Origin of the sequence: Streptomyces sp. NPDC006193, assembly GCF_040613915.1 — a bacterium.
In the GTDB taxonomy this organism is placed as follows: Bacteria; Actinomycetota; Actinomycetes; order Streptomycetales; family Streptomycetaceae; genus Streptomyces.
The window spans coordinates 47,309-72,645 of record NZ_JBEXTB010000021.1 but is presented as its reverse complement, the minus strand read 5'-3'; the positions used below and the strand labels follow the sequence as shown (position 1 = coordinate 72,645).

Annotated in this window: 25 protein-coding genes; 5 read left to right on the top strand and 20 right to left on the bottom strand. The window is 74.4% G+C overall.

The genetic code is table 11. The features are described from left to right. The first annotated feature begins 71 nt into the window (after positions 1–71). A complete protein-coding gene (locus ABZ261_RS19845) occupies positions 72–1,235 on the top strand; it encodes a PQQ-dependent sugar dehydrogenase (RefSeq protein WP_356860849.1) in 1,164 nt (387 codons plus the stop codon). Here the strand turns inward: ABZ261_RS19845 and ABZ261_RS19840 are convergent. The 15 genes from ABZ261_RS19840 to ABZ261_RS19770 form a co-directional block, all read right to left on the bottom strand. Further along, the gene (locus tag ABZ261_RS19840; RefSeq protein WP_356860847.1) at positions 1,232–1,537 is read right to left on the bottom strand and encodes a DUF6191 domain-containing protein; all 306 of its coding nucleotides are present in this window, start codon (positions 1,535–1,537) and stop codon (positions 1,232–1,234) included. The genes ABZ261_RS19845 and ABZ261_RS19840 overlap by 4 nt on opposite strands. Positions 1,538–1,574: 37 nt before the next feature. Next, the gene (locus ABZ261_RS19835) at positions 1,575–4,619 is read right to left on the bottom strand and encodes an AAA family ATPase (RefSeq protein WP_356860845.1); all 3,045 of its coding nucleotides are present in this window, start codon (positions 4,617–4,619) and stop codon (positions 1,575–1,577) included. Positions 4,620–4,831: 212 nt separating this feature from the next. Continuing rightward, positions 4,832–5,023: a hypothetical protein gene (locus ABZ261_RS19830; protein ID WP_356860843.1), complete on the bottom strand. Its 192-nt coding sequence runs from the start codon at positions 5,021–5,023 to the stop codon at positions 4,832–4,834. Positions 5,024–5,231: 208 nt separating this feature from the next. Then, positions 5,232–5,807, bottom strand: coding sequence for a GNAT family protein (locus ABZ261_RS19825; protein ID WP_356860841.1), 576 nt, complete (start codon positions 5,805–5,807; stop codon positions 5,232–5,234). Between the two features lie 63 nt (positions 5,808–5,870). Continuing rightward, entirely contained in the window at positions 5,871–6,203 is a 333-nt protein-coding gene (locus ABZ261_RS19820) for a hypothetical protein (RefSeq protein ID WP_356860840.1), read from the bottom strand. A 141-nt stretch (positions 6,204–6,344) separates the two neighbouring features. Then, entirely contained in the window at positions 6,345–7,859 is a 1,515-nt protein-coding gene (gene gatB / locus ABZ261_RS19815) for an Asp-tRNA(Asn)/Glu-tRNA(Gln) amidotransferase subunit GatB (protein ID WP_356860838.1), read from the bottom strand. 15 nt (positions 7,860–7,874) lie between these two features. Beyond that, on the bottom strand, positions 7,875–8,114 hold the full coding sequence (locus ABZ261_RS19810; RefSeq protein WP_003993134.1) for a hypothetical protein: 240 nt from the start codon (positions 8,112–8,114) through the stop codon (positions 7,875–7,877). Next, on the bottom strand, positions 8,111–9,619 hold the full coding sequence (gene gatA / locus ABZ261_RS19805; protein WP_356860836.1) for an Asp-tRNA(Asn)/Glu-tRNA(Gln) amidotransferase subunit GatA: 1,509 nt from the start codon (positions 9,617–9,619) through the stop codon (positions 8,111–8,113). Before gatA ends, ABZ261_RS19810 begins: the two co-directional genes overlap by 4 nt. A gap of 6 nt (positions 9,620–9,625) precedes the next feature. Next, entirely contained in the window at positions 9,626–9,922 is a 297-nt protein-coding gene (gatC, locus tag ABZ261_RS19800; protein ID WP_356860834.1) for an Asp-tRNA(Asn)/Glu-tRNA(Gln) amidotransferase subunit GatC, read from the bottom strand. A 92-nt stretch (positions 9,923–10,014) separates the two neighbouring features. Next, entirely contained in the window at positions 10,015–10,509 is a 495-nt protein-coding gene (locus ABZ261_RS19795) for a cupin domain-containing protein (RefSeq protein WP_356860832.1), read from the bottom strand. Between the two features lie 136 nt (positions 10,510–10,645). Continuing rightward, a complete protein-coding gene (locus tag ABZ261_RS19790; RefSeq protein ID WP_356860830.1) occupies positions 10,646–12,883 on the bottom strand; it encodes a bifunctional diguanylate cyclase/phosphodiesterase in 2,238 nt (745 codons plus the stop codon). A 259-nt stretch (positions 12,884–13,142) separates the two neighbouring features. Further along, positions 13,143–15,338, bottom strand: coding sequence for an NAD-dependent DNA ligase LigA (gene ligA, locus ABZ261_RS19785; RefSeq protein ID WP_356860828.1), 2,196 nt, complete (start codon positions 15,336–15,338; stop codon positions 13,143–13,145). Positions 15,339–15,353: 15 nt separating this feature from the next. Beyond that, positions 15,354–16,361 (bottom strand): methionine synthase, encoded by a 1,008-nt coding sequence (locus ABZ261_RS19780; RefSeq protein ID WP_356860826.1) that lies wholly within the window; start codon positions 16,359–16,361, stop codon positions 15,354–15,356. A gap of 74 nt (positions 16,362–16,435) precedes the next feature. Further along, the gene (locus tag ABZ261_RS19775) at positions 16,436–17,134 is read right to left on the bottom strand and encodes an SDR family oxidoreductase (RefSeq protein ID WP_356860824.1); all 699 of its coding nucleotides are present in this window, start codon (positions 17,132–17,134) and stop codon (positions 16,436–16,438) included. A gap of 7 nt (positions 17,135–17,141) precedes the next feature. Further along, positions 17,142–17,681, bottom strand: a complete 540-nt coding sequence (locus ABZ261_RS19770; protein WP_356860822.1) for a TIGR00730 family Rossman fold protein — start codon at positions 17,679–17,681, stop codon at positions 17,142–17,144. Between the two features lie 65 nt (positions 17,682–17,746). Here ABZ261_RS19770 and ABZ261_RS19765 point away from each other — a divergent pair, with 65 nt between their 5' ends. Both ABZ261_RS19765 and ABZ261_RS19760 read left to right on the top strand, forming a co-directional pair. Continuing rightward, a complete protein-coding gene (locus tag ABZ261_RS19765; protein WP_356860820.1) occupies positions 17,747–18,070 on the top strand; it encodes a DUF427 domain-containing protein in 324 nt (107 codons plus the stop codon). Positions 18,071–18,107: 37 nt separating this feature from the next. Then, positions 18,108–18,890: an alpha/beta hydrolase gene (locus ABZ261_RS19760; protein ID WP_356860818.1), complete on the top strand. Its 783-nt coding sequence runs from the start codon at positions 18,108–18,110 to the stop codon at positions 18,888–18,890. 76 nt (positions 18,891–18,966) lie between these two features. Here the strand turns inward: ABZ261_RS19760 and mnmA are convergent, their stop codons facing one another. Then, the gene (gene mnmA, locus ABZ261_RS19755) at positions 18,967–20,100 is read right to left on the bottom strand and encodes a tRNA 2-thiouridine(34) synthase MnmA (protein WP_356860816.1); all 1,134 of its coding nucleotides are present in this window, start codon (positions 20,098–20,100) and stop codon (positions 18,967–18,969) included. 101 nt (positions 20,101–20,201) lie between these two features. Between mnmA and ABZ261_RS19750 the strand changes: the two genes are divergently transcribed. After that, entirely contained in the window at positions 20,202–20,852 is a 651-nt protein-coding gene (locus tag ABZ261_RS19750) for an N-acetylmuramoyl-L-alanine amidase (protein ID WP_356860815.1), read from the top strand. Positions 20,853–20,888: 36 nt separating this feature from the next. Here ABZ261_RS19750 and ABZ261_RS19745 read toward each other — a convergent pair whose 3' ends face one another. From ABZ261_RS19745 to ABZ261_RS19735, 3 genes are all read right to left on the bottom strand, one after another. Then, positions 20,889–22,058, bottom strand: coding sequence for a cysteine desulfurase family protein (locus ABZ261_RS19745; protein WP_356860813.1), 1,170 nt, complete (start codon positions 22,056–22,058; stop codon positions 20,889–20,891). Between the two features lie 118 nt (positions 22,059–22,176). Beyond that, positions 22,177–22,467, bottom strand: coding sequence for a DUF4190 domain-containing protein (locus ABZ261_RS19740; RefSeq protein WP_356860811.1), 291 nt, complete (start codon positions 22,465–22,467; stop codon positions 22,177–22,179). 124 nt (positions 22,468–22,591) lie between these two features. Then, on the bottom strand, positions 22,592–22,759 hold the full coding sequence (locus ABZ261_RS19735; protein WP_356860809.1) for a hypothetical protein: 168 nt from the start codon (positions 22,757–22,759) through the stop codon (positions 22,592–22,594). A 140-nt stretch (positions 22,760–22,899) separates the two neighbouring features. Here ABZ261_RS19735 and ABZ261_RS19730 point away from each other — a divergent pair, with 140 nt between their 5' ends. Further along, the gene (locus ABZ261_RS19730; RefSeq protein WP_356860807.1) at positions 22,900–23,526 is read left to right on the top strand and encodes a TetR family transcriptional regulator; all 627 of its coding nucleotides are present in this window, start codon (positions 22,900–22,902) and stop codon (positions 23,524–23,526) included. 836 nt (positions 23,527–24,362) lie between these two features. Here ABZ261_RS19730 and ABZ261_RS19725 read toward each other — a convergent pair. Continuing rightward, positions 24,363–25,259: a thioesterase family protein gene (locus ABZ261_RS19725; protein ID WP_356860805.1), complete on the bottom strand. Its 897-nt coding sequence runs from the start codon at positions 25,257–25,259 to the stop codon at positions 24,363–24,365. Positions 25,260–25,337: the final 78 nt, after the last annotated feature.

Genomic DNA, 25,337 nt, shown 5'->3' with positions numbered 1-25,337 from the left:
CGGGAACCCGGAGGGGCGCGGTCGGTGTTGGAGAGGGTGAGCGTGCCGTCGGCCCGCCGCGTCGAAGGGACATGATCGTGCGACGACGAGCTGTGACGTCCGTGCTGGCCGCGGCCGCCCTCCTGCTGACGGCGGGCTGCTCCTCCGGCGCGGGCGGAGGACCGGACGCGGCCGCGAGCGCGGCGAGGGGCAGCGCGCCGGGCGCCCCCTCCCCGCGGGCCACCGGGACGACGCCCCCCGCCCGGGGCTCCGCGACGGTGGTGCGCACGGTGGCCGGGGGCCTGAAGTCGCCGTGGGGGCTGGCTCCGCTGCCCGACGGCGGTCTGCTGGTCGGCTCCCGTGACGAGGGCACGATCACCCGGATCGACACGAGGACCGGCCGCAGGACGGAACTGGGCACGGTCTCCGGGGTCTCACCGGCCGGCGAGGGCGGCCTGCTGGGCATCGCCCTCTCCCCCGACTACGCCTCCGACCACATGGTCTACGCCTACTTCACCTCGGCGTCGGACAACCGCATCGTCCGCATGCTGTACGACGAGCACAAGCCGGCCGGGGAGCAGCTCGGCGCCCCGGACACGGTGTTCAAAGGCATCCCGAAGGGCTTCGTGCACAACGGCGGCCGGATCGCGTTCGGCCCCGACGGCATGCTCTACGCGGGCACCGGCGAGAGCGGGCGGCGCGGCCTGGCGCGGGACAGGAAGTCCCTGGGCGGCAAGATCCTCCGCCTCACCCCGGACGGCGAACCGGCGCCGGGCAATCCGTTCCGCGGCTCCCCGGTGTACTCGTACGGCCACCGCAATGTCCAGGGTCTGGCCTGGGACGGCAGACAGCGGCTGTTCGCCTCGGAGTTCGGACAGGACACCTGGGACGAGCTGAACGCGATCGTGCCGGGCGGCGACTACGGCTGGCCGGACGCCGAGGGCAGGTCCTCCACGCCCGGGTTCCGCGACCCGCTCGTCCAGTGGCACACCGACGACGCCTCCCCCAGCGGCATCGCCTACGCCGGGGGTTCGATCTGGATGGCGGGCCTGAAGGGCGAGCGCCTGTGGCGCATCCCGCTGGACGGCACCAGGGCCTCGGCCGCTCCCCAGGCGTTCCTCACCGGCGTCCACGGCCGTCTTCGCACGGTGGCCGCGGCGGGCGACGGCAGGATCTGGCTGGTGACGAGCAACACCGACGGCCGGGGCACGCCGGAGAAGGGCGACGACCGGGTGCTGGAGGTACGGGTCGCCTAGCCCCGCTCACTCCTCCCCGGCCCCGCCTCGGTCGGCGCCGGCGCCGGATCGGGTTCCTGTTCCGGCGCCGGATCGTGTTCCGGTTCGGCTTCCGGTTCCGATTCCGGTTCGGCTTCCTGTTCGGCTTCCTGTTCCTGTTCCTGTTCCGACAGGCGTATCACCGCCTTGCCGGACGCGAGGTCGATGGGACCGCGGCCGGGGTCGTTGTCGCCGACGTCCTCACGGGTCAGTTCGAGCCGGTTCTGCTCGTCCCTGGTGTGTTTGCGGCCGGGCGCGAACAGTTCCTCGAACATGTTGAACACGGCTCCCCCTCACTGCCGGTTGTCTCCAGCGTAGGTCTCAGCCCCGCGTTTCGGCAGCGAGCGTCCCGGCCTCGAACAGTCCCAGCCGGTGCGCCACCGCCGCGGCCTCGCCCCGGCCCGAGACGGAGAGCTTGCCGAGGATGTTGGAGACGTGGACGCTCGCCGTCTTCGGGGAGATGAACAGCGCCTCGGCTATCTGGCGGTTGGTGCGGCCGGCCGCGACCAGGCCGAGGACGTCCCGCTCCCGGCTGGTGAGGCCGAGCGCCGCGGCCGGGTCGGCCGGGGCGGCGCCCTCGCGCGGGGTGCGGGACAGCGTGAGGCGGGCACGCCGGGCGAGCCGGGCGACGGCGTCGGCGAGGGGACGGGCGTCGAGGTGGGCGGCGACCGCGGCGGTCAGCCGGAGCAGTTCCGCGGCGCGGTCGCGTTCGTCGTCACCGCCCACGGCCAGCAGCGCCGCGGCGAGGCGGTGGCGGACCCGGGCCAGGTCGTAGGGGCGGTCCAGGCACTCGAAGGCCGTGACGACCGGGGACCAGGCGTCGATGCCGTCCGCGTCCTCGGCGCGGAGCAGCTCGGCGCGGGCCCACAGGCCGTGGGCGTGCCAGAGCGGGACGCCGGTGGTCAGCGTGCGCACCGCCGTCGAGAGGCGGTCGAGCACCTCGGCGCGGCCGGGCCGGGCGGCGGGCAGGGCGCGGGCGTCGGCCTCGGCGGTGGCGGCGGCCAGCAGCAGCGGCCAGGCGTGGCGGTGGGCGCCGGGCGGGAACCCGGCGTCCAGGGCGTCGAGCAGCACGGCGCGGGCATCGGCGATGCGGCCCTCGGCGGCGGCGACGCCGAGGGCGATCCTGGCCAGCGGCAGGGACTGCTGGGGCACGGGGTCGTGGGTGCCGTACCGGGCGCGGGCGGCGGCGAGGCGCCGGGCGGCCTCGGCGAGATCGCCGCGGGCCAGGGCGAGGCGGGCCAGACGCAGGGCGCCCGCGCCCCGGAGTCCGGCGCCGTGGCCGGCCCGGGCCGCGTGCGCGGCGGCCTCGGCGGCCTCCGTCCACCGGCCGGACGCGTACAGGGCGTCGGACAGGTCGCCCCAGGCCCGTGCCTCGGACCCCGGCAGCCCGTGCCGGCGGCAGAAGTCGATGCCCTCGCGCAGGAGGGGAACCGCCTCCCGGTCCCGGCCGACGCTCCGCAACGCGGAGGACAGGTCGGCGTAGGCGCGGCCCGTCACGCGGTGCATGCCCTCCGCCCGGCTGTCCCGCAGCACCTGCCGCATCTGCGCGAGGCCGGTCGCGGGGTCGCCGGCGTCCACCGTGAGACCGCCCAGGGTGAGCCGGGCGTGCAGTCCGGTCTCGCGGGCGCCCACCATTCGCGCGTACTCCACGGCCCGCTCGGCGGCGGCGAAGGCCTCCGGGCCGGGCCGGTGCCGCATGGACCAGTTGGCGGCGACGGCCAGCACCTCGGCGTGCACCTCGGACGGCGGCAGCCCGCGCACCAGCTCCTGGGCGGTGGCCAGTTCCCGCCAGCCGTCGCCGCGTGCCTGCGCCTGGACCAGCCGGGAGCGCTGCACCCAGAACCAGGCGGCGCGCAGGGGGTCCGGTTCGTCCTCCAGGAGGCGCAGCGCCTGCTTGGTGATCTTCAGGGCGCGTTCCCGTTCACCGCCGAAGCGGCCCGCCACGGCTGCCTCGGCCAGCAGGTCGAGGTAGCGCAGCGGGGTGGTGGCCGGGTCGCGGCCGCTCGGGGGGTACACGTCGGCGCAGTCGGCCGGGCGCAGGGCCGCGCGCACGTCCTGCGGGGCGCGGTCCCACAGTTCCATCGCCCGTTCCAGCAGGCCGAGCTGCTCGGTGTGGGCGTGCCGGCGGCGGGCCACGACGGACGCGGCCAGGACGGCGGGCAGGGCCTTGGCGGGGTCGTGGGCGTGGTACCAGTAGCTGGCCAGCCGCATCACGCGGGCTTCGGCCGGGACGAGCGCGGGGTCGGCCTCCAGGGCCTCGGCGTAGCGGCGGTTGATCCGGGAGCGCTCGCCGGGCAGCAGGTCGTCGGCGACGGCCTCCCGGACCAGTGAGTGCCGGAAGCGGTAGGCGTCGCCGGTCCGGGCGGCGGTGAGGATGTTGGCGCCGACAGCGGCCCGCAGCGCCTCGATGAGGTCGTCCTCGCAGAGCCGGGCCACCGCGGCGATCAGGCGGTACTCCACCGTGGAGCCGCCCTCGGCGACGACGCGGGCGACCCGCTGGGCGTTCTCGGGCAGCGCCTCGACCCGGACCAGGAGCAGATCGCGCAGGGAGTCGGTCAGGCCCGGGCAGCCGCCCTGGCGGGCGGCGACGGCGAGCTCCTCGATGAAGAACGCGTTGCCGTCGGAGCGTTCGTAGATCTCGTCGACCTGGGCGGGGTCGGGTTCGGCGGCGAGGATGCCGGCGATCTGGCGGCCGGCCTCCTCGCGGGTGAAGCGGGCGAGTTCGATGCGGCGGACGGTGCGCAGCCGGTCCAGCTCGGCGAGCAGGGGGCGCAGCGGGTGGCGGCGGTGGATGTCGTCGGAGCGGTAGGTGGCCAGGACGAGGAGCCGGCCGGCGCGCAGGGTGCGGAGGAGGTAGGCGAGGAGGTGGCGGGTGGAGGCGTCGGACCAGTGCAGGTCCTCCAGGACCAGCACGACGGTCCGGTCGGCGGCGACCCGCTCCAGCAGCCGGGCGGTCAGCTCGAACAGGCGGGCCGTGCCCGGTCCGTCGTGGCGGCCGGCGGCGGTCTCGCCGAGGTCCGGCAGCAGCCGGGCCAGTTCCGCCTCCTGTCCGGCCGCCGCGGCGGCGAACTCCTCGGGCAGGGCGTCCCGCAGGACGCGCAGCGCGGTGGAGAAAGGAGCGAACGGCAGTCCGTCGGCGCCGATCTCCACGCAGCCGCCGACGGCGACGACGGCCTGCCGGCCGGCGGCGGCCGCGGCGAACTCCTCGACGAGGCGCGTCTTGCCGACGCCCGCCTCCCCGCCGAGCAGCAGCGCCTGCGGCTCGGCCGCGGCGGCACGGGCGAGCGCGTCGTCGAGCACGCTCAACTCGTCGGCGCGGCCGACGAACACGGGACTGACGGACCTGGTCTCCACGGGCCCGAGCATCGCACGGGACCGGGGTGGGCGGGCGCCGGTTGTCCACAGCCCCGGTGCGATCGTCGCACCGGTAGCGGGGTGAGTCGTCGTGCGGTCCGGACGGGCAGCGCCGGCGGACGAAGGGGCCGTACGGCTCCGCCGGGGACCCGTACGGCCCCGGGACCCCGGAAGGCCGCCCTCCGTACGGCGGCCCTCCGTACGGCCGCCCTCCGCCCCCGTGGTCACGCGGGGCACGGCTGCCGGCGCCGGCGGGGGCGGCCGGTACGGGCTTCGGCGGCCGGGGCGCCGGGGTCGCCGGAGCGCGCACGGCGGGCGGCGCGGCGGGAGCGGACGGCCTCGCGGGCGCGGCGCTCCTGGTCGGCCGCGCGCAGCAGTTCGGCGATCCGGATCCGGTGGAGTTCGAGTCGGAGCACGGCGGGTCCCTCCGGGCTGGGCGGTGTCGTCGCTTCTGCGACACCTCCACCGTCGTCCTCCGGTGGGTCGCGCCGCATCGGGCAGGTGCCGCATCTTCGGCCGGCCGGGAGGGCGGCGCACACGCGTAAGGGGCCTCAGGGAACCGGTGAGGTGCGCACGGACGACCCCCGCGTCCCCTGCCGGCCCGCTCGCCGTGCGAGAGGATTCTCAACGGGCGTCGTGCGCGGTGCGCGTGCGTGCCGCGCTCCACTCCGGCGCGAGCACCGCCCAGATCTCGGTGCTGCTGCGCACCCCCCGGTGCGGGTAGTTCTCGCGGAGCACGCCCTCGCGGGTCATGCCGAGCCGCCGGGCCACCTCGATGCTCGGCGCGTTGGCCGAGGAGACGTACCACTCCACCCGGTGCATGCCGCGCTCCTCGAAGGCCCAGTCGAGCAGCAGCCGCAGGCCGCGCGTGACCAGTCCGCGCCCGGCCGCCGCGGGCTCCAGCCAGCAGCCCGCCTCGCAGACCCCGGTCCGCGTGTCCCAGACCCGGAACAGCAGTCCGCCGACGAGCTCGCCGTCCAGCCAGATGCCGTGCACGCTGCCGGCGTCGGCGGCGCGCTTGTCGGCGTACGACTTCAGCCAGGCACGCGCGCCGTCGAGGTCGCGGACGACGTCCGGCAGACCGACGTGCCGGCCGATGAACTTTCGGCCCCGGTCCATGTGCGCGAGGAGTTCCTCGGCGTGCCACACCTCCAGAGGCCGCAGTTCGGCTCCGTCGTCACCCAGGGATGCCGCGTACATCGCAGTGCTGCTCCTCCCGCAGTTCCTTCGTCGAGACGCTGGAGAGCCTCTCATGCGCGCGCCTCAGTCGAACTGGTCACCGACTGCCATGACCATCGTCCCGGCGATCAGCAGCCACAGGGCCCTGCGGGTACGGCCCCGGGAGCCGAGGGCCGCGGCCAGGGCGCACACGGCGGCGCCCGCGGCGTAGGCGGCGGGGACCAGGGCCGGGGCCGCGCCGGTGGACCGCAGCAGCGCGGCGGCCAGTCCGGCCAGCGTCAGCAGCGCCCCGGTGCCGGTGGCGGTCCAGCGGGCCCGCCGGGCGTCCTCGGCGTACTCCTCCGGGGCCTCCTCGGCGTACTCCTCCGCCTCGTCGGCTATCGCGGGTCCGGCGTCGGAATCGGTGCGTCCACTCATGGCGCGGGAGCGTAGCGCCTTGTGCCGGGGGCCCCGTGACGCGGGGTGACAGGCCGGGGCCGCTCGGGGATCCCCACGACGCGCAGGGGGATGCGCCGGACCCGGCGCATCCCCCTGCGGCTGACGGCTGCTCGGCCCCGCTCAGCCCTCGGCGACGCCCAGCTTCTGGAGGATCAGCTCCTTGACACGGGCCGCGTCGGCCTGGCCGCGGGTGGCCTTCATGACCGCGCCGACCAGCGCGCCGGCCGCAGCCACCTTGCCGCCGCGGATCTTGTCCGCGACGGCGGGGTTGCCGGCGATGGCCTCGTCCACGGCGGCGGTCAGCGCGCCCTCGTCGGAGACGACCTTCAGACCGCGCTTCTCGACGACCTCGTCCGGGGTGCCCTCGCCCGCGAGGACGCCCTCGATGACCTGCCGGGCCAGCTTGTCGTTCAGGTCGCCCGCGGCCACCAGCTCGGTGACCCGGGCCACCTGCGCCGGAGTGATCGCCAGCTCGTCCAGCGCCTTGCCGGACTCGTTGGCGCTGCGCGCCAGTTCGCCCATCCACCACTTGCGCGCGGAGGCCGCGTCGGCGCCGGCGTCGATCGTGGCGACGATCGGCTCCAGCGCCCCCGCGTTGAGGATCGCCTGCATGTCGGTGGCGGTGATGCCCCACTCGGCGAGCAGCCGGGTGCGGCGGGCCAGCGGCAGCTCGGGCAGGCTCGCGCGGATCTTCTCGACCCACTCGCGGGAGGGGGCGACCGGCACCAGGTCGGGCTCGGGGAAGTACCGGTAGTCCTCGGCCTCCTCCTTCGTCCGGCCGGAGGTGGTGCTGCCGGTGTCCTCGTGGAAGTGGCGGGTCTCCTGGACGATCGTGCCGCCGCCGGAGAGGACCGCCGCGTGGCGCTGAATCTCGTAGCGGGCGGCACGCTCCACCGAGCGCAGGGAGTTGACGTTCTTCGTCTCCGAGCGCGTGCCGAACCTGTCGCTGCCCTTGGGCATCAGCGACAGGTTCACGTCGCAGCGCATCTGGCCCATCTCCATGCGCGCCTCGGACACGCCGAGGGCCCGGATGACCTCGCGCAGCTCGCGGACGTACGCCTTCGCCACCTCGGGGGCGCGCTCGCCGGCGCCGACGATGGGCTTGGTGACGATCTCGATGAGCGGGATGCCGGCGCGGTTGTAGTCCAGCAGGGAGTGGGACGCGCCGTGGATGCGGCCCGTGGCGCCGCCGACGTGCGTCGACTTGCCGGTGTCCTCCTCCATGTGGGCGCGCTCGATCTCCACGCGGAAGACCTCGCCGTCCTCCAGCTGTACGTCGAGGTAGCCGTCGAAGGCGATCGGCTCGTCGTACTGGGAGGTCTGGAAGTTCTTCGGCATGTCCGGATAGAAGTAGTTCTTCCGGGCGAAGCGGCACCACTCGGCGATCTCGCAGTTCAGCGCGAGACCGATCTTGATCGCGGACTCGACGGCGGTCGCGTTGACGACCGGGAGCGCGCCGGGCAGACCGAGGCAGACCGGGCAGGTCTGGCTGTTCGGGTCGGCGCCCAGCGCGGTGGAGCAGCCGCAGAACATCTTGGTCTTGGTGCCGAGTTCGACATGGACCTCGAGGCCCATGACGGGGTCGTACGACGCCAGCGCGTCCTCGTACGACACCAGGTCGGTCGTGGTGGTCACGGTGAAACTTCCCTCTCAGCCCAGCAGGACGTCGTCGTCGCCCAGCCGCTTGAGCTCGCGGTAGAGGATGGCGAGGCCGGTGACGATGGCGACGGCGGACACGGTGGCGTCGATCAGGACCAGGGTGTCCTTCTCGGCGCGGGCCTTCTTGAGCCGCTTGGCGACACCGATCGCGCCGAATGCGGTCCCGGCCATGGACAGGTACGTACCGGACTTCGACTTCTTGAAGCCTTTGGCCTTGGTCAGTGCGCTCACAACGACGGAGCCTCCTCCAGCAGCGGGTGTCCCCACTTTTCCACGAAGGCGGCCTCGACGGCGGCGCCCACCTTGTACAGTCGGTCGTCCTGCATCGCCGGGGCGATGATCTGCAGGCCCACCGGGAGGCCGTCCTCCGGGGCGAGACCGCAGGGCAGGGACATGGCCGCGTTGCCGGCCAGGTTGGTCGGGATGGTGCACAGGTCCGCGAGGTACATCGCCATCGGGTCGTCGGCGCGCTCGCCGATCGCGAAGGCGGTGGTCGGGGTCGTCGGGGAGACGATCACGTCGACCTGCTCGAAGGCCCGGTCGAAGTCCTGCTTGATCAGCGTGCGGACCTTCTGGGCGCTGCCGTAGTACGCGTCGTAGTAGCCGGAGCTCAGCGCGTAGGTGCCGAGCATGATGCGGCGCTTCACCTCGGGACCGAAGCCGGCCTCGCGGGTGAGGGAGGTGACCTCCTCGGCGGAGCGGGCGCCGTCGTCGCCGACGCGCAGGCCGTAGCGCAGGCCGTCGAAGCGGGCCAGGTTGGAGGAGCACTCGGACGGCGCGATCAGGTAGTACGCCGACAGGGCCAGGTCGAAGGACGGGCAGTCCAGCTCGACGATGTCGGCGCCCAGCTCCCGGAGCAGCTCGACCGACTCGTCGAAGCGCTGGATGACGCCGGGCTGGTAGCCCTCGCCGCGGAACTGCTTGACCACGCCGACGCGCATGCCCCGCACGCTGCCGTTGCGGGCGGCCTCGACGACCGGCGGGACGGGGGCGTCGATGGACGTGGAGTCCAGCGGGTCGTGGCCGGCGATCACCTCGTGCAGCAGGGCCGCGTCCAGGACCGTACGGGCGCAGGGGCCGCCCTGGTCGAGGGAGGAGGAGAAGGCGACCATGCCGTAGCGGGACACCGCGCCGTACGTGGGCTTCACGCCGACCGTGCCGGTGACGGCGGCAGGCTGGCGGATCGAGCCGCCGGTGTCGGTGCCGATGGCGAGCGGGGCCTCGAAGGCGGCGAGGGCGGCGCTGGAGCCGCCGCCGGAGCCGCCGGGGATCCGGGTGAGGTCCCAGGGGTTGCCGGTCGGGCCGTAGGCGCTGTTCTCGGTGGAGGACCCCATGGCGAACTCGTCCATGTTGGTCTTGCCGAGGATGACGACGTCGGCGGCCTTCAGCCGCTTGGTGAGCGTCGCGTCGTACGGCGGGATCCAGCCCTCGAGGATCTTCGAGCCGACGGTCGTGGGCACGCCCTCGGTGGTGAAGATGTCCTTCAGGGCGAGCGGGACGCCGGCCAGCGGGCCGAGCTTCTCGCCGCGGGCCCGCTTCTCGTCCACGGCACGGGCCTGGGCGAGGGCGCCCTCGCGGTCGACGTGGAGGAAGGCGTGCACCTTCTCGTCCACGGCCTCGATCCGGGCCAGGTGCGCCTCGGTGACCTCGACGGCCGTCAGTTCGCCGGAGGCGATCCGCGCGGCGATCTCGGCGGCCGTGAGCTTGATGCAGTGTTCGATGTCTTTGGCCGTCATGGCGGGTTACTCCTCCCCCAGGATCTGCGGCACCTTGAAACGCTGCTGCTCCTGGGCCGGGGCGCTGGAGAGCGCCTGCTCGGGGGTGAGCGAGGGACGGACCTCGTCCGGGCGCATGACGTTCGTCAGCGGGAGCGGGTGCGAGGTCGGCGGTACGTCTCGGTCGGCGACCTCGCTGACGCGGGCGACCGCGCCGATGATGTCGTCCAGCTGGCCTGCGAAGTGATCGAGCTCTTCGGGCTTCAGCTCCAGACGCGCCAGCCGGGCGAGGTGGGCGACCTCCTCGCGCGTGATGCCAGGCATGCAGCGTTCCTCTGGGGTGAGTGTGTGCGGTTTGGGCCCAATCCTATGGGGCGGGCCCGGGTGTCCGTGAAACGGTTCGCCGGGGCCCGGTCTCAGCGGCGCCGCGCCTGCCAGGCCGCGCTGCTCAGGAAGTGGTTGTCGTACCGCTCCTGGACCTCGCGCAGGCTCTCCGCCGTGGCCTCGCCGAGGCGGATGCGCTGCAGGTGGCGGAAGTACCCGAAGCGCTCGACGCCCGGGGTGATGACGACCAGCAGGTCGGCGGTGCTGCCGGGGGCGGCGGCGAAGGCGTGGGGGCGGTCGGGCGGGACGACGATCAGGTCGCCGCGCGCGGCGGTGACGACGTCGTCGCCGGTGAGGACCTCGGCCTCGCCGTCGAGCAGGTAGAACATCTCGGCCGAGTTGCGGTGCAGGTGCGGCCCGGCTCCGTCGGCGCCCTCGCCGAGGGTGACGCGGACGGTGGACAGCGCGCCGCCGCTGGCGCTGCTGTCGGCCAGCAGTGTGATGGCGACCGGGTCGCCGCCGAGCACCTCGGCCTCGGCGTCCCGGACCAGCACGGTCTCGTCGAACCTCGGAACGAACAGCGACATGGCACATCCCCTTGGCGTGGCGGGCGGACGGCGGTCCGGGGCACGGATCATGTCAGCGGCCGCGGCGGCGCTCCCGGATGCCGGACGGGGAACGGGCCGGCGGGCGCGGGAGTCGCCCGGCCGCGGGCGGGTGCGCCTACTCGGCGGCGGGCAGGGCGGCCCGGGGCCGCTGCCATCCGCGAGAACCCCGGGCCAGCAGCCACGCGGTCGTCTCCTCCGGAGGCATCGCGGCGGCGACCAGCCAGCCCTGCACCGCGTCGCACCCCAGGTCCCGCAGCCGCTCCCAGGTCTCGTCGTCCTCCACGCCCTCGGCGACGACGAGCAGGCCCAGGGAGTGGGCCAGGTCGACGGTGCACCGGACGATCGCGGCGTCCTCGGCGTCGACGGCCAGCCGGGCCACGAAGGAGCGGTCGATCTTCAGCTCGCTGACCGGCAGCCGGCGCAGGTGCACCAGGGAGGAGTAGCCGGTGCCGAAGTCGTCCAGCGACATCTTCACGCCGTGCCCGGTGAGCCCGGCCAGGGTGTCGGCGGCCCGCTGCGGGTCCTCCAGCAGGACGTGTTCGGTGATCTCCAGCTGGAGCGCTCCGGCCGGGACCCCGTGCCGGGCGAGGCGCGCGGCGACGGAGCCCGCGAATCCGGGGGTGTGGACGTCACGCGGGGAGACGTTGACGGCGACGGGCACCCGCAGCCCCTGGGCGCGCCACCGGGCGACCTGGGCGAGCGCGGTCTCCAGGACGTACTCGGTGAGGTGGGGCATCAGCCCCGAGGACTCGGCTATCGCTATGAACTCGTCCGGCGGGACCTTGCCGCGCTCGGGGTGCACCCACCGGACCAGCGCCTCCAGACCGGCGACCTGTCCGTCGAAGCGGACCTTGGGCTGGTAGTGCAGCTCCACCTCGTGCGCGTCCAGGGCGCGGCGCAGGTCGCCCAGCAGGCCGAGGCGGTCCGGGGTGTTGGAGTCCCGCTTGGACTCGTACACCTCCACGCCCGTACGGTCCCGTTTGGCCTGGTACATCGCCACATCGGCCCGGCGCAGCAGTCCTTCGGCGTCGAGCGCGTGGTCCGGGAAGACGGCGACGCCGGCGCTGGCCTCCAGGACGAGGGTCAGACCGTCGAGGTCGAGGGGGGAGCTGAGGGCGGCGACGAGGCCGCGGGCGACGCGGGTGGCCGACGTGGTGGAGTCGGCGACGGGCAGTAAGACGGCGAACTCGTCGCCGCCGAGCCGGGCGGCCTCCGCGCCGCGCGGCAGGGCGAGCCGCAGCCGGTCGGCGATCTGGAGCAGCAGCCGGTCCCCGGCGAGATGACCGAGGGTGTCGTTCACCGACCGGAAGCGATCGAGGTCGATCAGCATGAGGGCGGAGCGGGCGTCGATGCGCTCGGCGTCGTCGAGGGCGGTCCAGATCCGCTCCAGCAGCCACTGCCGGTTGGGCAGCCCGGTGAGCGGGTCGCGCAGCTGCTCCTCGGCGCGGGCGCGGGCCATCCACAGGGTGGAGTCCAGGGCGATGAGGGGGATGGCGAACAGCGGGAGCAGGACCGGCCGGGCGTCGGCGACGACGCACAGCAGGGGCGCGATGCCGAGCAGCGCGACGGCGGTCAGGCCCTGTCTGACCAGCGCGGTGCGGGCGACGGTGGGCACCCCGCCGTCGCGCGGGGCGTGCAGGTACCACAGCAGGCCGCGGCTGACGGCGAGGTAGGCGACGGCGACCAGGGCGACCTGGGGGGCCGTGGCGATGCTCCAGGTGCCGGGCCGCCAGGGCTCCTCGACGCTCGGCACCCGGCCGAACGCGCCGAGCAGCAGGGCGCCGGCGCCGATGCCGAGGATGTCCACCGCGCCGTGCTGCAGCCCTTGGCGCCAGCGGTGCCGCCGGGCGATGCCGACCAGGACGACCACGGTGAGGCTGACCAGGCCGGCGGGCACCCAGCCGTACAGCAGCAGTGCGGCGAGGGTGAGCGCGGCGCCCGATCCGGTGCCGCCCCACCAGCGGGCGCGGCCCAGCATGACGAGGTGGCCGACGATGACGCCGGTGAGCAGGGCCAGCGACCAGCCGGCCGTGCCGCCGGGGAAGAGGGCGTGCCGGCCGGAGTAGGCGCGGTAGAAGCCGGCGCCCAGGACGCATGAGGCGGCGAGGACGGACACGGGCAGCGCCGGCCAGGACGTGTGCCGTTCGCTGTCGGCGGCCGCCGGGCCCGGGGCGGGCCGGACGGCCACGGGGACCGGGACATGGGCCTCGGCGGCCCGGGACGCGTCCGGGCGGCGCGGCCGGGCGGGCGTACGCCCGTCGGCGCGCGTGCTCCACCGGTTCCCCCTCCGCACGCCCGCACGGCGGCGCAGGCGCAGCCATGAGTCCGGGGCGGCGCTCTCGGTCGGTTCCATTCCCGTCCCTCTCACAGCCGGCGGTGCCCACGCCACGCGGCCCGATGCCGGACAACCATCAGCGGCTCCGCGTCGAAGAAACCTGCCCCGTGCCTTCGGCGGGCACGGGGGTGCTCCAGCCGCAGCCGGGCACGGCAGGCGCACACCTCAACAGTAGGCCGCGGAAGGCTTCCACGGGCAGCGGTCTTCGACGGTTGCCCGAATGCGCCCGGGCCACCCGTATGCATCTGATATGCGCCGATCGGGTGGCCTTCAACCGCTACTCTCCGGTCGTCAGCGCGACTTCCGCGGCGGCTTCCGGGCCCTGTTCCAACAGGACCTCGAAACCTTCCTCGTTCAGAACGGGAACCTTCAGTTGCATGGCCTTGTCGTACTTCGATCCGGGGTTATCACCCACAACGACGAATGAAGTTTTTTTGGAGACCGATCCGGTCACCTTCGCGCCCCGGCTCTGCAGCGCCTCCTTGGCGCCGTCCCGCGTGTGGTTCTCCAGCGTGCCGGTGACGACGACCGTGAGCCCCTCCAGCGGGCGCGGACCGTCGTCCTCGCCGGACGAGGCGTCCTCCAGCGGCACTCCGGCGGCCTTCCACTTGCGCACGATCTCGCGGTGCCAGTCCTCGGCGAACCATTCCTTGAGCGCCGCGGCGATGGTCGGGCCGACGCCCTCGGCGGCCGCCAGCTCCTCCTCGGTGGCCTGTTCGATGCGGTCGATGGAGCGGAACTCGCGCGCGAGCGCCTGCGCGGCCACCGGTCCCACGTGGCGGATGGACAGCCCGTTCAGGAAACGCGCCAGCGGGCGGGACTTGGCGGCCTCGATGTTCGCCAGCAGCGCGAGGGTGTTCTTCTTCGGCTCGCCCTTCTGGGTGGCGAAGACCCGGGCGACCTTCTCCTCGCCGGTTCTGGGGTCGCGCTTGGGCAGGCCGCTGTCGGGGTCGAGGACATAGGCCCTGATCGGCAGCAGCTTCTCGACCGTCAGGTCGAACAGGTCGCCCTCGTCCACCAGCGGCGGGTCGGCCGGCTCCAGCGGCTGGGTGAGCGCGGCGGCGGCCACGTCGCCGAAGTGCTCGATGTCCAGGCACTCGCGGCCCGCGAGGTAGGAGACGCGTCCCCGCAACTGGGCCGGGCAGGTGCGGGCGTTGGGGCAGCGGAGGTCGATGTCGCCCTCCTTCATGGGCCGCAGCGGCGTGCCGCACTCGGGGCACTCGCCCGGCATCACGAACTCCCGCTCGCTGCCGTCCCGCAGGTCGGCCACCGGGCCGAGGATCTCCGGGATGACGTCACCGGCCTTGCGCAGGACGACGGTGTCGCCGATGAGGACGCCCTTGGCCTTGACGACCTCCTGGTTGTGCAGGGTGGCGAACTCCACCTCGCTGCCCGCGACCGTCACCGGCTCCACCTGGGCGTACGGGGTGACCCGGCCGGTGCGGCCGACGGCGACCTTGATGTCGATGAGCTTGGTGTTCACCTCTTCGGGCGCGTACTTGTAGGCGATCGCCCAGCGGGGCGCCCGCGCGGTGGAGCCGAGCCGCCCCTGGAGGCGGATCTCGTCCAGCTTGACCACCACACCGTCGATCTCGTGTTCGACCGAGTGGCGGTTCTCGCCGTAGTGCGCGATGAACTCCCGGACGCCGTCGAGGTCGTCCACCACCCGGTTGTGCCGGGAGGTGGGCAGGCCCCAGCTCTTCATCAGGTCGTACGCCTGGGAGAGCCGGGCCATGCCGGTGAAGCCCTCCAGGGCGCCGATGCCGTGGACGACCATGTGCAGCGGGCGGGTGGCGGTGACCCGCGGGTCCTTCTGGCGCAGCGAACCGGCGGCGGCGTTGCGCGGGTTGGCGAACGGCTTGTCGCCGGCCGCGACCAGCCGCTCGTTCAGCTCCAGGAACCGCTCCATCGGGAAGTAGACCTCGCCGCGGATCTCCACCAGGTCGGGGACCTCGTCGCCCCGGAGGCGGTCCGGGACGTCCGCGATGGTGCGGACGTTCGGGGTGATGTCCTCGCCGGTGCGGCCGTCGCCGCGGGTGGCCGCGCGGGCGAGACGGCCCTTGACGTAGGTGAGGTTGACCGCGAGGCCGTCCACCTTCAGCTCGCACAGGAAGTGGTACTCCTGCTCGCCCAGCTCCCTGGCGATGCGGTCGGCCCAGGCGGCCAGCTCGCCGTCGTTGAAGGTGTTGTCGAGCGACAGCATCCGCTCGCGGTGCTCGACCGCGGTGAACTCCGTCTCGTACGACCCCGCGACCTTCTGGGTGGGCGAGTCCGGGGTGCGCAGTTCCGGATACTCCTCCTCCAGGGCCTCCAGGGTCTTCAGGAGCCCGTCGAACTCCGCGTCGCTGATGACGGGAGCGTCCTTCACGTAGTACCGGAAGCGGTGCTCCTCGATCTGCTCCGCAAGCTGCGCGTGCTTCTCGCGGGCCTCGGCGGGCACCGCCGTCGTCTCCGCCTGCTTGTCGCCGGCCACCGTGTCGTCCTCCCGTTACTCCGGATCGTCCGCGAGTGATCTCGCCGCCCGGACGCAGTGGGTGAGCACCTGGCGTGCGTAGGCGGGTGAGGCACCCGCCAGACCGCACGCCGGGGTGACCGTGACCGCCTCCGCGAGCAGCCCCGGATGCAGCCCCAGCCTGCGCCACAGCGTCCTGACACCCATGACGCTACCTGCAGGGTCCGACAACGAACCGTCCGTGCCCGGCACGACACCGGCGAACAGCCGGGTGCCTCCCTCGACGGCCTCACCGATCGCCTCGTCGTCACGCTCGGTGAGCAGCGCGGCGTCGAAGGAGACCGCCGCCGCTCCGGCCCGCCGCAGCAGCGCGAACGGCACGTCCGGGGCGCAGGAGTGCACGACGACCGGTCCGCCGCCGTGCGCCCCGACGACCTCCCGGAGCGCGGCCTCCACGACCTGCCGGTCCACGGCCCGGTGGGTGCGGTAGCCGCTGGCGGTGCGGACCCGGCCGCGCAGCACGGCGGTGAGGGACGGCTCGTCCAGCTGCAGCACGATCCGGGCGCCGGGGACGCGGCGGGCGACCTCGGCGAGGTGCAGCCGCAGCCCCTCGGCGAGCGAGGCGGCGAGGTCCCGGCAGGCGCCGGGGTCCGACAGGGCGGCCTCGCCGTTCCTCAGCTCCAGGGCGGCGGCCAGCGTCCAGGGCCCGACGGCCTGCACCTTCAGGTCGCCCTCGTAGCCCTGGGTGAACTCCTCCAGCGCGTCCAGGTCCTCGACCAGCCAGGACCGCGCCCGCCTGGTGTCCCGGCCCGGCCGGTCGCCGATCCGCCATCCGCTGGGCTCCACGCGCGCGTACAGCTCGACCAGCATCCCGGCGGTACGGCCGATCATGTCGGCGCCCGGTCCGCGCGCGGGCAGCTCGGCCAGGAACGGGAAGTCCTCGAAACTGCCGGTGACGGTCTTGGCGGCCTCCCGCGCGTCGGCACCGGGCATCGATCCGACGCCGGTGGCTCCGGGGAAGCTGAACTGGCTGTTTTCGCTCACCCCGGCAGGGTACGTAACGCCGGCCGGCGCCCGAACCGGGGCCGCCCGCCGTGAGGGCCGCCCCGGCGCCCGCGTCACCGCCCGGGCCGTACCGTCAGGTCGTTGACCTCGGCGTCCCTCGGCAGGTCCAGGGCCATCAGGACGGTCGTGGCGACCGACTCGGGGTCGATCCACCGGGAGGCGTCGTACTCCTTGCCCTCCTGCTGGTGCACCTTGGCCTGCATGGGGCTCGCGGTGCGGCCGGGGTAGACCGAGGTGACCCGGACCCCGTTGGCGTGCTCCTCCTCGCGCAGGGCGTCGGCCAGGGCCTTCAGGCCGTGCTTGGAGGCGGCGTACGCCGACCAGCCCGCGTGGGCGTTCAGGCCGGCGCCGGAGTTGACGAACACGACGTGGCCGCGGGCCGCGCGCAGCTGCGGCAGGAAGTGCCGGGTCAGCTCGGCCGGGGCGACGAGGTTGACGTTGAGCTGGTGGCGCCAGGACTTCGGGGTCAGGTCGCCCACCTCGCCGAGGTCGACCACCCCGGCGATGTGCAGCAGGGAGTCCACGCGGTCCGGGAGGGCCTGGTGGGAGAACGCCCAGGACAGCTTGTCCGGGTCCGCGAGGTCGCCGACCAGGGTGCGGGCGCCGGGGAAACCGGCCGCGAGCTCCTTCGCGCGCCCGGCGTCGCGCGCGTGCAGCACGAGGTCGTCCCCGCGCGCGTGCAGCCGGCGGGCCACGGCCGCGCCGATGCCGGAGCCGGCTCCGGTGATCACATGAGTAGCCATGCCCGCCATGCTCGCATCAGCGGACGCCCGTCTGCTCCTCCAGGTGGGCGAGGGCCCCGACCGGCTCGTCGGCGAAGAAGACCAGCTCGGACAGCGGGCGGGGCAGGAACCCCTCGGCCTCCATGCGGCGGAACTGCTCGCGCAGGCCGTCGTAGAAGCCGGCCGTGTTCAGCAGCACGACCGGCTTCTCGGTGCGGCCGTGCTTCTTCAGCTCCAGGATCTCGGTGGCCTCGTCCAGGGTGCCGGTGCCGCCCACCATGATCACCACGGCGTCCGCCTTCTCCAGCAGCAGCTTCTTCCGCTCGGCGAGGTCGGCGGCGACGACCATCTCGTCGGCGCCGGGCCGCGCCTTGTTCGCGAGGAACTCGACGGAGACGCCCAGCAGCCGGCCGCCCGCCTCCTGCACGCCGTCGGCGACGACCTTCATCAGACCCACGTCGGAGCCGCCCCACACCAGGGTGTGGCCGGCCTTGCCGAGCAGTTCCGCGAACTCGCGCGCGGGGCGCGTGTACCGCTCGTCGAGGTCGGCGGCGGACAGGAAGACGCAGATGTTCATGGCCCCCACCGTACGGCCCCGCGCCGGGCGGGAAGAAGCACGGCCGTCCGGGCGCTGGAACCGGTATGACCCAAGGACACACGATCACGATCCACAAGAGCGAGCGGCACGTGCGCGTGGTGCACGGCGACCAGGTGCTCGCGGAGTCCGACCGGCCCCTGGAGCTGCGCGAGACGGGCTGCCCGGTCCGGTACTACATCCCCGCCGAGGACGTGCGGCTGGACCTGCTCACCCCCTCCGACACGCGCACCGTGTGCCCCTGCAAGGGCACCGCGTCCTACTGGTCGCTGCCGGACGCGCCCGATCTCGTCTGGGCGTACCCGGACCCGAAGCCCGGCGTGGCGGAGATCAGGGACCACTACTGTTTCTACGACGCCGACGTGTCGTGACCGATGAGTCCCGCGCCGTGCGGCAGTCTGCACGGCCATGGACAACAGGACGACTTCCCGCGACGGCACTTCTCTCGCGTACCAGGTCGGCGGCCACGGGCCCACGGTGATCCTGGTCAGCGGTGCGATGTCCACCGGCGGCACCCTGGCGCCCCTCGCCCACCGCCTCGCGGACCGCTGCACGACCGTGGTGTACGACCGCCGGGGCCGCGGCGAGAGCGGGGACACCGAGCCGTACGAGGTCGCCCGCGAGGTCGAGGACCTGGCGGCGCTGCTGGACGCGGTGGGCGGCGACGCGGCGCTGTTCGGGGTCTCCTCCGGCGGCGCGCTGGTCCTGCGGGCGGCGGCGAGCGGGCTGCCGGTGAGCCGGGCGGCGGTGTACGAGGTGCCGTTCGCCGACCACCTGGAGGGCGGCGCCGCGCGGGAGGCCGTCTACAAGCAGCAGCTCGCCGCGGCGCTCGCGCAGGGCCGGCGCGGTGACGCGGTGGAGCTGTTCCTGCGGCTGACCGGTCTGGGCGAGGAGATGATCCAGCGCGCCCGCCAGTCCCCCATGTGGGCCGGCCTGGAGGCGGTGGCGCCGAGCCTCGCCCACGACGACGCGGTCATGGGCGACGGCCTGCTGCCCCGCTCGCTGCTCGCCGGGATCGCGGTGCCGGTGCTGTCCGTCGCGGGCGGGGCGAGCCCGGAGTGGATGCGCGCGGCCTCCCGCGAGATCGCGGAGACGGTGCCGCAGGGCACGCACCGGGTCCTGGAGGGGCAGACCCACATGGTGGAACCGGATGTGCTGGGTCCGGTGCTGGCGGAGTTCTTCGCCGGGTAGCGCCCCCGCCCCGGCGCGTGAGGAGGGCCCCCGGCAGGGGCGCCCCCGGACGGTTCGGCACGGCCTCCCGGCGGTCTCAGTGCGCCGCAGCCGCCGTCGCGCGCGTGGTGGACGCGATCGTCGCCGAGCCGACCACGCGTGTGCCGTCGTACAGGACGATCGCCTGGCCGGGGGCGACCCCGCGGACCGGCTCGGCGAACGTCACCCGCAGCTCGCCGTCGACCAGCTCGGCGGTCACCGCGGTCTCGTCGCCGTGGGCGCGCAGCTGGGCGGTGTACGCGCCGGGGCCTGCGGGGGCCGCGCCGCACCAGCGGGGCCGGATCGCGGTGAGGGCGGTGACGTCCAGGGCGGCGGCCGGGCCGACGGTGACCGTGTTGGTGACCGGGGAGATGTCGAGGACGTAGCGCGGCTTGCCGTCGGGGGCGGGGGTGCCGATCCTGAGCCCCTTGCGCTGGCCGATGGTGAAGCCGTACGCGCCCTCGTGCGTGCCCAGCTTGGCGCCGGACTCGTCGACGATGTCGCCCTCGGCCCTGCCGAGCCGCCGGGCCAGGAAGCCCTGGGTGTCGCCGTCGGCGATGAAGCAGATGTCGTGCGAGTCGGGCTTCTTGGCGACGGCCAGGCCCCGCCGCTCGGCCTCCGCGCGGATCTCCTCCTTGGTGGTGACCGTGTCGCCGAGGGGGAACATCGCGTGGGCGAGCTGCCTCTCGTCCAGAACGCCGAGGACGTACGACTGGTCCTTCGCCATGTCGGAGGCGCGGTGCAGTTCGCGGGAGCCGTCCTCCTTCACGACCACCTTGGCGTAGTGGCCGGTGCAGACGGCGTCGAAGCCGAGGGCCAGCGCCTTGTCCAGCAGCGCCGCGAACTTGATCTTCTCGTTGCAGCGCAGGCACGGGTTGGGGGTGCGGCCGGCCTCGTACTCGGCGACGAAGTCCTCGACGACGTCCTCGCGGAAGCGGTCGGCGAGGTCCCAGACGTAGAAGGGGATGCCGATGACGTCGGCGGCGCGGCGGGCGTCGCGCGAGTCCTCGATGGTGCAGCAGCCCCGAGCGCCGGTGCGGAAGGACTGGGGGTTCGCGGAGAGCGCGAGATGGACGCCGGTGACGTCGTGGCCTGCTTCCGCGGCGCGCGCGGCGGCGACGGCGGAGTCGACTCCGCCGGACATGGCGGCGAGGACGCGGAGGGGGCGGGTGCGCTGCGGGGTGTCAGTCATAGCCCTTCCAGAGTACGGGGCGCGGGAACCGGGTCCGCCGGGCATCCGTTGGAGACCGCAGGGGGCGGCGTGATCGAACGAGGACGCGGACGGGGGCGGCGATGGGCGCGCAGAGAGACGACACGGACCGGCGGCTGGGGCGGCGGGCCCTGCTGGCCGGCGGGGCGGCGGCGGCCGTGGGCTCGGCCGTGCTGGCCCGTGAGGAGCTGTCGCGGCTGTGGTGGCGGCTGCCCGGGGTGGAGCGGCCCCGCGCGGCGGGCGCGGTGGACTTCCGCGGCGCGCGCTGGGTGGCGGCGTCGCCGGCCAACTACCGGCGGGCGGACCGGCCGGACGACTATCCGGTGGACCGGGTCGTCGTCCATGTCACCCAGGGCGGCTACGGGTCGGCGGTGGACGCCTTCCGGGACCCTGCGCACGGCGCGGCCGCGCACTACATCGTGCGCCGGGACGGCCGGGTCACCCAGCTGATCCGGGAGCTGGACGTCGCCTTCCACGCGGGCGACCGGCAGTACAACGAGCGCAGCGTCGGCATCGAGCACGAGGGGTTCGTGGAGCGGGCCGACTCCTTCACCGACGCCATGTACGCGTCCTCGGCGCGGCTTACGGCGGCGGTGTGCGCCCGGTACGGGATACCGGTGGACCGCGAGCACATCATCGGGCACGTGGAGGTGCCGGGCACGGACCACACGGACCCCGGGCCGCACTGGGACTGGGACCGCTATCTGCGCCTGGTCCGCCGGGCGCGCGCCTGAGCCCCGGGGCCGCCCGCCGGGGTGATCCGCAGGGGCTCAGGTCAGCCCGGCCGCGCGGGCCCGTTCGACCGCGGGGCCGATCGCCTCGGCCACCGCCTCGACGTCCGCCTCGGTGGAGGTGTGGCCGAGGGAGAAGCGCAGGGTGCCGCGGGCCAGGTCCGGGTCGGTGCCGGTGGCGAGCAGGACGTGGCTGGGCTGGGCGACGCCGGCGGTGCAGGCGGAGCCGGTGGAGCACTCGATGCCCTGGGCGTCCAGCAGGAGCAGCAGGGAGTCGCCCTCGCAGCCGGGGAAGGTGAAGTGCGCGTTGGCCGGCAGGCGGCCCCCGGGCGCCGGGTCGCCGCCGAGGATCGCGTCGGGCACGGCGGCGACGACGGCGTCGACCAGCTGGTCGCGCAGGGCGCCGATCTCGCGGGCGAACCACTCCCGCTGCTCGGCGGCGAGCCGTCCGGCCACGGCGAAGGAGGCGACGGCCGGGACGTCGAGCGTGCCGGAACGGACGTGGCGCTCCTGGCCGCCGCCGTGCAGGACCGGCACGGGGGTGTGCTCGCGGCCGAGGACCAGGGCGCCGATGCCGTACGGACCGCCGATCTTGTGGCCGGAGACGGTCATGGCGGCGAGGCCGGAGGCGCCGAAGTCGACCGGGACCTGGCCGAGGGCCTGGACCGCGTCGGCGTGCAGGGGGACGCCGAACTGGGCTGCCGTGTCGGCCAGTTCGCGGATCGGCATGATGGTGCCGATCTCGTTGTTGGCCCACATGACGGTGGCCAGGGCGACGTCGGCGGGGTTGCGGGCGATGGCCTCGCGCAGCGCTTCGGGGTGGACCCGGCCGTAGGAGTCGACGGGCAGGTACTCGACCGTCGCGCCCTCGTGCTCGCCGAGCCAGTGCACCGCGTCCAGCACCGCGTGGTGCTCCACCGGACTGGCCAGGACGCGGGTGCGGGCCGGGGCGGCTTCGCGGCGGGACCAGTACAGGCCCTTGACGGCCAGGTTGTCGGCCTCGGTGCCGCCCGAGGTGAAGACGACCTCGCTCGGTCGGGCGCCCAGCGCCTCGGCGAGGATCTCGCGGGACTCCTCGACCGTGCGGCGGGCCCGGCGGCCGGAGGCGTGCAGGGAGGACGCGTTGCCGGTGATGCTCAGGTGGGCGGTCAGCGCCTCCGCCGCCTCCGGGAGCATCGGGGTCGTGGCGGCGTGGTCGAGGTAAGCCATGGTGGGGCCGATTCTACGGGGCCCACGCGGCGGGCCCCGGCCGTGCGCCGGCCCGGGCTGCTCCGGACGGCCGTCGCGGCGGCCGGCGTGCCGCCGTCGTCAGGTGCTCGGGCGCCGGTCACAGGCTCCACGAGATGGTGCCGGACATCTCCATGACGGTCACCAGGACCACCAGGTCGGCGACGCCCAGGGCCATGCCCAGCCAGGCCCGGCCCCGGCGGGTGGTACCGCGCCGGAGGGCGACCGCGGCGAGGACGACGGCGACCGGGCCGAGGAAGAGGTTGAGGACGAGCAGGCCGAGCAGGCCGAGGATGAAGGACGCCACGGCCATGCCGTCGGCGTCGCGGACGCGCGGCCGGGCGGTGGCGCGGGCGGTGCCGCGGGCGGTGGCCGGTGCGGTGAGGTGCATGGGTCTCAGCTCCTGGGGGTCTGATGCTCCTGGGGTCGTGGTGCTCCTGGGGTCCTGATGGTCCGGTGCTCCTGGGGGTCGGGGGCTCCTGGGGGTCCCCGCGGTCCCCGCGGTGCTCGCGTCGTCAGTCGGCCGAGGTGCGCCGGCGGCGTCCGTGGCGCTCGCGGAGGGCGAAGACGCCGAGCCAGGCGGCGATGACGGCGGCCATGACGGCGGTGACCGTCGGCGGGACATGGGCCGCGGTGCCCAGTACGACACCGAACAGCATGAGTGCGGCGACGAGGAACAGCATGGGATCGGATCTCCCCTCCGGGTTGCCTCGTGTTCGGCCGGTGCACTTCGGTGAACACTTGTAGCTACAGTTGTTCACCGAAATCCAGTGTAGTACGCCCTCCGCTTTCCCCTTCGAGAGAACAGTTGTTGACTGCTGGCATGAGTCACACCCTCGGCATCCGGCAGGCCCAGAAGCAGAAGACCCGGCAGGCGCTCCTGGACGCGGCGCTCGCCCTGCTGGAGGAGCAGAGCCTGAGCAGCCTGGGCCTGCGCGAGGTCACGCGGGCCGTCGGCGTCGCCCCGACCGCCTTCTACCGGCACTTCCGCTCCACCGCCGACCTCGGCGTGGCCCTGGTGGACGAGGCGCTGGGCAGCCTGCACCCGATGGTGCGGACGACGGTGTCCGCCACGGGCGACAGCGAGGAACGCATCGCGCGCGCCGTCGAGTTGATCGCCCGTCACGTGGACGAGTACCCCGCGCACGTCCGCTTCATCGCCCGCGAACGGCATGGCGGGGTCCAGCCGGTCCGCGCGGCCATCCGGGCCCAGCTGCAGCGGTTCGCCGAGGAGGTGAGGACCGAACTGGCCCGGGACCCGGAGGCGGCCGGCTGGAGCGACGACGACCTGCTCATGCTGGCGCAGCTCTACGTCGACCAGATGCTCGTCACCGCCTCCCTGTTCCTCGAGGCGCTGGAGGCGCCGCAGGAGGAGCGGGAGCGGGTGAGGCGGCTCGCCACGCGCCAGTTGCGGCTCATCGGCATCGGCCGCAGCCACTGGCTGGACTGAGCCGACCGCTCCGGCGGCCGCCGCCGGAGCACCGGGCCGCGGGCCGCGGGGAGCCGGTCCGTCGGGCTCGGCCGCCGCCCGCCGGGGCGTCGGGTTCGGCGGCCGGCCGCCCGAGCGCGGTGCGCCTCGACGGCCCGGCGCCCGCCCGCGACCCGGCGTCTCCGCCCCGCCCGACGCGTCTGCGCCGCTCAGGATCACTTGGCGGCCCGGCACAGCGGTTCGCGCAGTTCCCCGCGCCCCCAGGCAGGCCACCCGGGCCTGCGACGACCAGCCCGGCCGGACCCGGGCGTCTCCGCCCTACCCGACGCGTCTGCGCCGCTCAGGATCACTTCGCGGCCCGGCACAGCGGTACACGCAGTTCCCCGCACCCCGGGCAGGCCCACCGGACCTGCGCCCACCAGCCCGGCCGGCCCCGGGCGTCCCCCCGCCCACGGCACGCCCCCTCCGCACCGCCCGGCACCCCTACACCCCCGGCACGCTCCGCCACGGGATCACTTCGCGGCCCGGCACAGCGGTACACGCAGTTCCCCGCGCCCCCAGGCAGGCCCACCGGACCTGCGCCCACCAGCCCGGCCGGGCCCAGGCGTCTCCGCCCCACCCGACGCGTCTGCGCCGCCCAGGGATCACTTCGCGGCCCGGCACAGCGATTCGCGCAGTTCCCCGCGCCCCCAGGCAGGCCCACCGGACCTGCGCCCACCAGCCCGGCCGGGCCCAAGCGTCCCCCCGCACGGCACGCCCCCACCGCACCGCCCGGCACCCCACACCCCCCGGCACGCTCCCCCACCCAGGGATCGCTTCGCGGCCCGGCGGTGCGGTTCGCGCAGTTCCCCGTGCCTTCAGTCGAGTCTGGCGCGGGCCAGCTGGCGGGACTGCGCGACCAGGCGGTCGGCGCTGTCCCAGACCTCGGCGTCCTCCTCCAGGAAGCCGCCGGCCAGGTTGCGGGTGGTGATCGACACCCGCAGCGGGCCGGGGGCCGGGCGGCAGCGGACGTGGACGGTCAGTTCCACGGTGGGGACCCAGCCCCTCAGTCCCATCTCGAAGGCGGTGGGCGGGAGGGCGTCCACGGTCAGGAGCAGCGAGAGCGGGTCGGCGTCGCGGCCGTCGGCGAGGCCGAACCAACCGCGCATCTCGCCCCTGCCGGAGGGGGCGCCCAGCGCCCAGCCGAGGGTGGCGGGGTCCAGCTTCAGCTTCAGGCGGTCGGTGATCGCCGAGCTGCCGGGGACGGGGGCGGGCGCGTCGTCGGGGCCGAAACACCGGTCCATGGGCGGGATCGCCGGCGGAACGGCCGTCGTGCGGACGTCGTCGGGGAGGGCGGCGAGGTCGCCGTAGGAGGCGAGGACACGGATGCGTTCGACCTCGTCGCCCTCGTCGTCGTACTGGAAGAGCGAGGCCTGGCCGGTGGACAGGGTGCGGCCGGTGCGCACGGTCTCGGTGCGGACGACCGCGGGGCCCGGCCGGGAGGCGGTCAGGTAGTGGGCGGTCACGGTGAAGGGGTCCGGGTGCGGGAGCGTGTCCGCGAGAGCCCGGCCGAGCACGGCCAGCAGATAGCCGCCGTTGACCGCTTCGGCGATGGTCCAGCCGGCCGAGAGGCCGGCGGCGTAGACGCCGGGCTCGCGCCGGGTCACCGCGGTGTCGCGGTCGAACTCGCTGTCGCCGATCACGGCCCGCGACGGGGGTCCCCCCGCCGGGGCGGCGCCGGGAGCGGAGGAGGGGGCGGAAGCTGCTTCTGGCATGGAGGAACGGTACAACAGCAAACTACTAAGCGGTAGCTTTTCGCATCGCTCCGCGGCAGCTCCGCGCGGGCCCCCCGG

Bases quoted from the DNA above. Each gene is read 5' to 3' on its own strand.
- ABZ261_RS19845 (WP_356860849.1), top strand. From the start codon at position 72: ATGATCGTGCGACGACGAGCTGTGACGTCCGTGCTGGCCGCGGCCGCC.
- ABZ261_RS19835 (WP_356860845.1), bottom strand. From the start codon at position 4,619: ATGCTCGGGCCCGTGGAGACCAGGTCCGTCAGTCCCGTGTTCGTCGGC.
- ABZ261_RS19825 (WP_356860841.1), bottom strand. From the start codon at position 5,807: ATGTACGCGGCATCCCTGGGTGACGACGGAGCCGAACTGCGGCCTCTG.
- ABZ261_RS19820 (WP_356860840.1), bottom strand. From the start codon at position 6,203: ATGAGTGGACGCACCGATTCCGACGCCGGACCCGCGATAGCCGACGAG.
- gatA (WP_356860836.1), bottom strand. From the start codon at position 9,619: ATGACGGCCAAAGACATCGAACACTGCATCAAGCTCACGGCCGCCGAG.
- gatC (WP_356860834.1), bottom strand. From the start codon at position 9,922: ATGCCTGGCATCACGCGCGAGGAGGTCGCCCACCTCGCCCGGCTGGCG.
- ABZ261_RS19795 (WP_356860832.1), bottom strand. From the start codon at position 10,509: ATGTCGCTGTTCGTTCCGAGGTTCGACGAGACCGTGCTGGTCCGGGAC.
- ABZ261_RS19790 (WP_356860830.1), bottom strand. From the start codon at position 12,883: ATGGAACCGACCGAGAGCGCCGCCCCGGACTCATGGCTGCGCCTGCGC.
- ABZ261_RS19775 (WP_356860824.1), bottom strand. From the start codon at position 17,134: ATGGCGGGCATGGCTACTCATGTGATCACCGGAGCCGGCTCCGGCATC.
- ABZ261_RS19770 (WP_356860822.1), bottom strand. From the start codon at position 17,681: ATGAACATCTGCGTCTTCCTGTCCGCCGCCGACCTCGACGAGCGGTAC.
- ABZ261_RS19765 (WP_356860820.1), top strand. From the start codon at position 17,747: ATGACCCAAGGACACACGATCACGATCCACAAGAGCGAGCGGCACGTG.
- ABZ261_RS19760 (WP_356860818.1), top strand. From the start codon at position 18,108: ATGGACAACAGGACGACTTCCCGCGACGGCACTTCTCTCGCGTACCAG.
- mnmA (WP_356860816.1), bottom strand. From the start codon at position 20,100: ATGACTGACACCCCGCAGCGCACCCGCCCCCTCCGCGTCCTCGCCGCC.
- ABZ261_RS19750 (WP_356860815.1), top strand. From the start codon at position 20,202: ATGGGCGCGCAGAGAGACGACACGGACCGGCGGCTGGGGCGGCGGGCC.
- ABZ261_RS19745 (WP_356860813.1), bottom strand. From the start codon at position 22,058: ATGGCTTACCTCGACCACGCCGCCACGACCCCGATGCTCCCGGAGGCG.
- ABZ261_RS19740 (WP_356860811.1), bottom strand. From the start codon at position 22,467: ATGCACCTCACCGCACCGGCCACCGCCCGCGGCACCGCCCGCGCCACC.
- ABZ261_RS19735 (WP_356860809.1), bottom strand. From the start codon at position 22,759: ATGCTGTTCCTCGTCGCCGCACTCATGCTGTTCGGTGTCGTACTGGGC.
- ABZ261_RS19730 (WP_356860807.1), top strand. From the start codon at position 22,900: ATGAGTCACACCCTCGGCATCCGGCAGGCCCAGAAGCAGAAGACCCGG.
- ABZ261_RS19725 (WP_356860805.1), bottom strand. From the start codon at position 25,259: ATGCCAGAAGCAGCTTCCGCCCCCTCCTCCGCTCCCGGCGCCGCCCCG.